This window comes from Oligella sp. HMSC05A10 (assembly GCF_001808335.1).
GTDB classification, from domain to species: Bacteria; Pseudomonadota; Gammaproteobacteria; order Burkholderiales; family Burkholderiaceae_B; genus Oligella; species Oligella urethralis.
On sequence record NZ_KV792872.1, the window covers coordinates 74,756 to 80,929 of the forward strand.

Annotated in this window: 6 protein-coding genes; 4 read left to right on the plus strand and 2 right to left on the minus strand. The window is 45.6% G+C overall.

From position 1 onward, the window contains the following. The first annotated feature begins 45 nt into the window (after window positions 1–45). Window positions 46–384, plus strand: a complete 339-nt coding sequence (locus tag HMPREF3144_RS03620; protein WP_018026151.1) for a P-II family nitrogen regulator — start codon at window positions 46–48, stop codon at window positions 382–384. A gap of 6 nt (window positions 385–390) precedes the next feature. On the opposite strand, the gene HMPREF3144_RS03625 is transcribed toward HMPREF3144_RS03620, so the two are convergent. Then, on the minus strand, window positions 391–972 hold the full coding sequence (locus tag HMPREF3144_RS03625; protein WP_018026150.1) for a chorismate--pyruvate lyase family protein: 582 nt from the start codon (window positions 970–972) through the stop codon (window positions 391–393). 18 nt (window positions 973–990) lie between these two features. Between HMPREF3144_RS03625 and HMPREF3144_RS03630 the strand changes: the two genes are divergently transcribed. Together HMPREF3144_RS03630 and HMPREF3144_RS03635 are read left to right on the plus strand one after the other, a co-directional pair. Continuing rightward, on the plus strand, window positions 991–1,728 hold the full coding sequence (locus tag HMPREF3144_RS03630; RefSeq protein ID WP_070476454.1) for a pseudouridine synthase: 738 nt from the start codon (window positions 991–993) through the stop codon (window positions 1,726–1,728). 153 nt (window positions 1,729–1,881) lie between these two features. Further along, window positions 1,882–2,454 (plus strand): SecDF P1 head subdomain-containing protein, encoded by a 573-nt coding sequence (locus HMPREF3144_RS03635; RefSeq protein WP_036558389.1) that lies wholly within the window; start codon window positions 1,882–1,884, stop codon window positions 2,452–2,454. An 82-nt stretch (window positions 2,455–2,536) separates the two neighbouring features. Here the strand turns inward: HMPREF3144_RS03635 and HMPREF3144_RS03640 are convergent, their stop codons facing one another. Next, complete coding sequence (locus tag HMPREF3144_RS03640; protein WP_070476456.1) at window positions 2,537–3,760, minus strand: lytic murein transglycosylase; 1,224 nt, start codon at window positions 3,758–3,760, stop codon at window positions 2,537–2,539. A 114-nt stretch (window positions 3,761–3,874) separates the two neighbouring features. On the opposite strand from HMPREF3144_RS03640, the gene HMPREF3144_RS03645 reads away from it, so the two are divergent. Next, window positions 3,875–6,100: a carboxy terminal-processing peptidase gene (locus tag HMPREF3144_RS03645; RefSeq protein ID WP_082144995.1), complete on the plus strand. Its 2,226-nt coding sequence runs from the start codon at window positions 3,875–3,877 to the stop codon at window positions 6,098–6,100. Window positions 6,101–6,174 lie beyond the last annotated feature (74 nt).

The following is a 6,174-nucleotide window of genomic DNA, read 5'->3' on the forward strand; positions in this document are numbered from 1 at the left end:
GCGAAAGTCTTATTGAAAAGAACAATTTATTTTAAGGTATAACTAATGAAACAAATTACCGCAATCATTAAGCCTTTTAAATTAGATGAGGTGCGTGAGGAGTTATCTGAAATTGGTGTTAACGGTTTAACCGTCACCGAGGTCAGAGGTTTTGGTAGACAGCGAGGTCATACCGAGCTGTATCGCGGTGCCGAGTATGTGGTGGATTTTTTGCCCAAGGTAAGAATTGATGTGGTGGTGACCAAGGATCAGGTTGATGCGTGTATTGAGGCTATTATCAAGGCGGCACGTACCGGCAAAATCGGCGACGGTAAGATTTTTGTGACCAACGTTGAAAAAGTAATTCGTATCCGCACTGGCGAGCAAGACGCCTTGGCTATTTGATGAGCACTAGAAGTTGATCTGCTGCGTTTTTGCGTGCTTTGCTAGCGCTTGCCAAAAACCCGGCAAAAAGACTTCATTAACCATCAGCCCCATATCATTTTGGAAAAATGTCGAACGTCTAGCAAGAAATGCACCTTGAGGAAGCTTGAGGTAGTGCCTAAGGGATTGGCTGAGCGAGAGGGGGGGAGTGAGTTTAGTTGTTTCAAAACGACTGCGGCTAATCGCTGGATCATTGTATAAAATATCTGCCAATGGTCGCGTATTAAGTGCTCGGATGCCTTTCCAGATAGTCTTTGAAGCTTCTAAGCTGGTAAGACTGCGAGCATAGACAGCCTGCTGGGCATTGATGCTCATGACGATTTCGCGTACCCAAACGATGTCATTTAGTTTTAAGTTTAGCTCAGACGCTTCATCCTCTTTAACATAGGCAATATACTCATTTAGGACCTCGATAGAAAAGTCACCTACTTGGCGTAAGCCGCTAGTGAGTGCGCCCGGACGTGTTAACCAGTATTTTTCTACCTCACTGAATGAGGGTTCGACTTCGCTACGCCAAGAATTTTGTGCTAGGTGTGTATCAGTCATCATTATAATTTATTAATACTTATGAAAAAAACAGTAGAAAAAATTCGTGTATCCAAACTTTTAGCTGATCGAGGTATCTGTTCGCGGCGTGAAGCTGATCATTATATTGAAAAAGGTTGGGTTAAGGTAGATGGTCAAGTGGTAGGTCTTGGCGCCAAGGCCACCACTAAGCAAGTGATTAGTTTAAATAAACTTGCTCAGCAAAAGCAAGATATGCGCGTCACCATCATTTTAAATAAACCGGTAGGCTATGTGTCACACCAGGCTGACGGCAATTATAAACTTGCCACCTCCTTAATTACACCCCAGCGCCAATTTGATCGGAATAAACATCAATTTGAGCCACAGCACCTAAGAGGCTTAGCGCCAGCAGGGCGTTTAGATATCGATTCCCAAGGCTTATTGGTGTTGACCCAAGACGGACGCATCGCGCGTCAGTTAATCGCTGAGGATTCGGAAGTTGAAAAGGAGTATTTAGTACGGGTTGAGGGTAATCTCACGGATAATGGTCTACGCCTATTAAATTACGGACTATCACTGGACGGTGAGCAATTAAAGCCAGCAGAAGTCACTTGGCAAAATGATGATCAGTTAAAGTTTATTCTACAAGAGGGTAAAAAGCGTCAAATTCGTCGCATGTGTCAGGCGGTGGGTTTGACGGTCGTGGGTTTGAAACGGGTACGTATGGGAAATGTCACCTTGGCAGATCTACCACAGGGTCAATGGCGCTATTTAAAAGCACATGAACGGTTTTTATAAACGCTTTGTGCGTGAATTATCAAGCTGATGGTGGTTGATAAAAGTGGCTATCGACTGTAAAAAGTTGATTTTTAATTAATTTTCTTGTCATTACGGTAAAATAGAAACTTTAATAGCTACAACTAATTGATATCTTTTGAGAGTATAGGAATAATGCAGATTAATAAAAAGTTGCTTTTGGGCGTGGTTGTTAGCTCAACGCTATTAGCCGGCTGTCAGACGTTTAATGACTTTATGGATGGTACCTTCGGCTCCTCTAGTAAGACACAGCGCACTACGGGCACAGGCACACCACTTGAGAATGTTCCTAAGACCCCACCACCACCTTATCAGGGTAGCACGGAGCGTACCACCACCTCCTCTTTGGTAATTTATGCTTCATCGGCAACACCGATTGATGGTTATGTGATGGTTGAGCGCAATAATCAGCGTATTTATGTTGATCCTCGTCAGACCTTATTGCGCAGTGATTTGAAAAATGTCTTAGCTGAGCAGGATGATCAGGGTCGTCCTTATGTGAGATTATTCTTTAACCCCAACGGCAGCCAGAAGTTACAGCGTATTACCTCTCAGAATATCGGTCGCTCGTTGACGGTTACCTATAAAGACAATCTGATTTCTAATCTCAATATTAATCGTGCGGTTAGCGATGGTATTTTAAATGTACCGATGGCATCAGCCAATGATGCAATTGCGCTAGAGGGTCGTATTTTAGACGGTGATTGATTCGACCTCTGTACCTAAAGGAGTGATGCAGCTCACATCATGTATTTGATGTGAGCTGTATTTTTTAGCGTTAAGAAAATGCTTATTGCTGTAAGCGTTTGAGAATTTTCTGACCCGCTCGACCAGTCACCGGCAAGCCGAGGCGACTTTCTTCTGCTTTAATTGCCTCGCGGGAGCGGGCGCCGATAAGACCATCCGCTTCACCGATGGCATGGCCACGGGCTAATAGCAGCTTTTGTAGTTGTACGCGTTCGGCTCGTGATAGACCTAAATCATCCGTAGGCCAAGGGGTAAAAAAGCCCGGACCGTCAGCTAAGCGATCAGCTAAATGTGCGATGGCTAAGGCATAGCTTTCTGCGGCATTGTAGCTATAAATGACATCAAAGTTTTTAAATACTAAAAACGCTGGACCTTGAGGGCCAGCCGGTGTTAGTAATCCTGCCTGCTGGCTAGCAGGTGCTAGTTCGCTTAATGATTGACCTAATACGCCCTTAAGCCCACGTTGTTGCCAAGTCTGAATGCTGCGCTTCGTTTTTCTACCTTCACCCTTGGTATTGAAGCCTGCCGGCAGCTTTACCTCAAAACCCCATACTTGTCCTGTTTGCCAGCCATTACGCTTGAGGTAGTTAGCGGTAGAAGCTAAGGCATCTGCCGTATTGCTAATAAGATCACGACGACCATCGCCGTCGAAGTCAACCGCTAAGCGCTCAAAGGTAGTTGGCATAAATTGAGTATGGCCAAAGGCACCAGCCCATGAACCCCTAAACTCATCGGCCTTAATATCACCGGATTGGACGATTCTAAGTGCTGAGTAAAACTCCTTACGGAAAAAAGCCTGACGTCGACCGTAGCAGCTTAAGGTGCCGAGGGCTTGGATGATTTGGTAACTGCCGAAGTTTTGCCCGTAATTACTTTCAACACCCCAAACCGCAACGACTGTGGCGGGATCCACACCGTACACTTGCTGTACACGCTGCAATAAATCATGATGCTGTCGCAATAGCGCCTTACCTTCAGCGACACGCTGCTCATCAACGAGCGCCGCCAGATAGTCCCAGATAGGCTGACGAAACTCAGGCTGATAGTTGAGCTTTTCTAAAATACTTAGCTCTGGCTGTAATTGATGGGTTAAAGCATGGTAGGTGGCTGGACTCACCCCGGCGCCAGTAGCCTCTGCTTGCAGGGATTGTAGACAGCTCGGAAAGCTTGCTGCAGATTGGGCTAAGGCACTGTGGCTAAAGGCACTTAATAGCAGAGTCGTGGTGTATAGCTTGAGCTTGGATTTAAAAAAGGGGGTTAGGGCCATTGCTTTGTTTACCGTCACGTAAAATTAAAGGAATTATTCTTCATTTTAGCAGTCTTAGCGAAAGATCGCTAAAATGATAGATTGTCTAGTCAGGCTTTAAGGATTTTGTATTTCATGACGATTAAATCACGCATTAGATTGTTGGCACTGCTGCTTTCTTCCTGCTTTGTAGTCAGTGCTTGTGAGAGTTCGGTGATGCATCAATCACAGGCTCAAACAGTTGCTCAAGTGGGTTCAGTTGGCAGTCATTATATGGCTGCGCTCAGAGAGTCTAAACAAGCGCCCACAACGTATCAAGACAGTGAGATCTTGCCCAAGCTTTCCACGCGCGAGGATTTCTATCGGGCTGCTGTGATTACTAGCCGTATTTTGTCTGGCTTTGAATACAATAAGCAGCCACTAGATGAAGAAATGGCGGGGCGTATTTTTGACGCCTATTTTGATGCCTTAGATCCTCAGCGTATGTTTTTGCTGCAATCAGATATTGAGCGTTTCCGTCCGCAGCGTTTAAATACCGCAGCCATGATTGCCGATGGTGAGTTAAGCATGGCATTTGATATTTATACGCTCTATCGGGAGCGTGTGCAGGAGCATTATCAATATATTTTTGCCTTACTAGATAGTGGTCATCAGTTCGATTTCACTAAGGATGAGTCTTTTTCTATAGATCGTAAGAAACTGCCTTGGCCCAAAAGCAAGGATGAGCTGCATAATTTATGGCGTCAACGTGTAAAAAATGACTTTTTACGCTTAAAGCTGGTCGATAAAACGGATGCCGAGATTCTCGACCGTTTGCGTAAGCGCTATACCAATAATCAGAAGCTAACCCTTCAGGCTAATAGCGAAGACGTGGCTGAGATGTTCTTAAATGCTTATGCCGATAGCACCGATCCTCACACCAGTTATTTTAGCCCCACGTCGGCTAAAAACTTTAATGTACAACTTAGTCTTTCAGTTGAGGGCATTGGAGCGGTGCTACAAAAGCGTGATGAGTATGCACAAATTCGCGAAGTCGTTGCCGGTGGGCCGGCAGCAAAATCGGGACAGATTCAACCAGGCGATCGTATTGTTGCGGTTGGTCAAGGTGAAGAGGGGCCGATGGAGGATGTGATTGATTGGCGTCTTGATGATATTGTCGCTAAGGTGCGCGGTGAGCGTGGTACCGTGGTGCGGGTGGAGATTTTGCCCGGAGATGAGGGGGTAGAGGCGCAGAGTCGTATTGTGCGCATTGTGCGTGATCGGGTGATGATGGAGGATCAAGCGGCACGCGTTAAAACACTCGAGGTTGAGGTTGAAGGTAAACAGCGTAAGGTTGGTGTGATTACGATTCCTAGCTTTTACGAGGATTTTGAGGGGCGCTCCAATCGTCAAGATGACTATAAGAGCGTGACGCGTGATGTGAAAAAAATCCTAGAGGACTTGAATCAGCAAGATGTCTCAGCCGTGGTACTGGATTTGCGTAATAATGGCGGCGGTTCCTTATCAGAAGCAGCGAATTTGAGCGGTTTATTCGTTGGACCGATGAATCATATTGTGCAGGTCAAGGATAATAACGATCGTGTTTCTCATGTACGTAGTAACAGTCAAGCCATGGTTTGGGATAAACCAGTGGTGGTGATGGTGAATCGTGTTTCTGCCTCTGCTTCGGAGATCTTTGCTGCCGTGATACAGGATTATGGACGTGGTATTGTGGTCGGTGATGATACTTGGGGTAAAGGCACGGTGCAGACCCTGACGAATTTGTCTGATTTTATCAAGCAACAAATGATCACTAATCCTGAAATCGGTGCTTTAAAATGGACGATTCAAATGTTCTTCCGAGTAAATGGCGCTTCCACGCAAGCCAAAGGGGTTGAGCCAGATATTCATTTCCCTTCACAGTTTAATCATGAGGAGTTTGGCGAGTCGAGTTACCCTAATGCCTTGCCATGGACCCAGATTAATCCAGTTAAACATCGTCAATTTAAGGATATGCAGCCGATTATTAAAGAGCTGCGAAAGTTACATGAGCAACGGGCTAAGGAATCCGGTTCATGGCAGCTGTATGTGGATGAAACAGACTACAGCGTGAAGTTATCTGAGCGCAAGGAGGTCTCCTTAAATTACGAGAAGCGTCTACAAGAGCGTAAGGATATGGAGCAACAGCGCCAGCAGTTTAATGAGCGTCGCAAGGCCTTAGGTGAGTCGGATGTCGGTGTTTTCCGCTTGGATGACGGACTATCCTTTGGTGAGGGTAATCTTAAGGAAGAGCTGGAAATCGAAAAGCGCCGCAAGGAAAGTATCGATACGCCGACGCGCGAAGCGGCAAATATTGCCGCTGATTTGGTCGATTTATATTGAGGTGATTAAAAAAGCGCTTATGAGTTTAAATTCATAAGCGCTTTATGTGTTTGCCCAGCGAGGTTGGCAAACCC

Excerpts from the sequence above, each read along its gene's own strand:
- HMPREF3144_RS03620 (WP_018026151.1), top strand. The coding sequence starts at position 46 with ATGAAACAAATTACCGCAATCATTAAGCCTTTTAAATTAGATGAGGTG.
- HMPREF3144_RS03625 (WP_018026150.1), bottom strand. The coding sequence starts at position 972 with ATGATGACTGATACACACCTAGCACAAAATTCTTGGCGTAGCGAAGTC.
- HMPREF3144_RS03630 (WP_070476454.1), top strand. The coding sequence starts at position 991 with ATGAAAAAAACAGTAGAAAAAATTCGTGTATCCAAACTTTTAGCTGAT.
- HMPREF3144_RS03635 (WP_036558389.1), top strand. The coding sequence starts at position 1,882 with ATGCAGATTAATAAAAAGTTGCTTTTGGGCGTGGTTGTTAGCTCAACG.
- HMPREF3144_RS03640 (WP_070476456.1), bottom strand. The coding sequence starts at position 3,760 with ATGGCCCTAACCCCCTTTTTTAAATCCAAGCTCAAGCTATACACCACG.
- HMPREF3144_RS03645 (WP_082144995.1), top strand. The coding sequence starts at position 3,875 with ATGACGATTAAATCACGCATTAGATTGTTGGCACTGCTGCTTTCTTCC.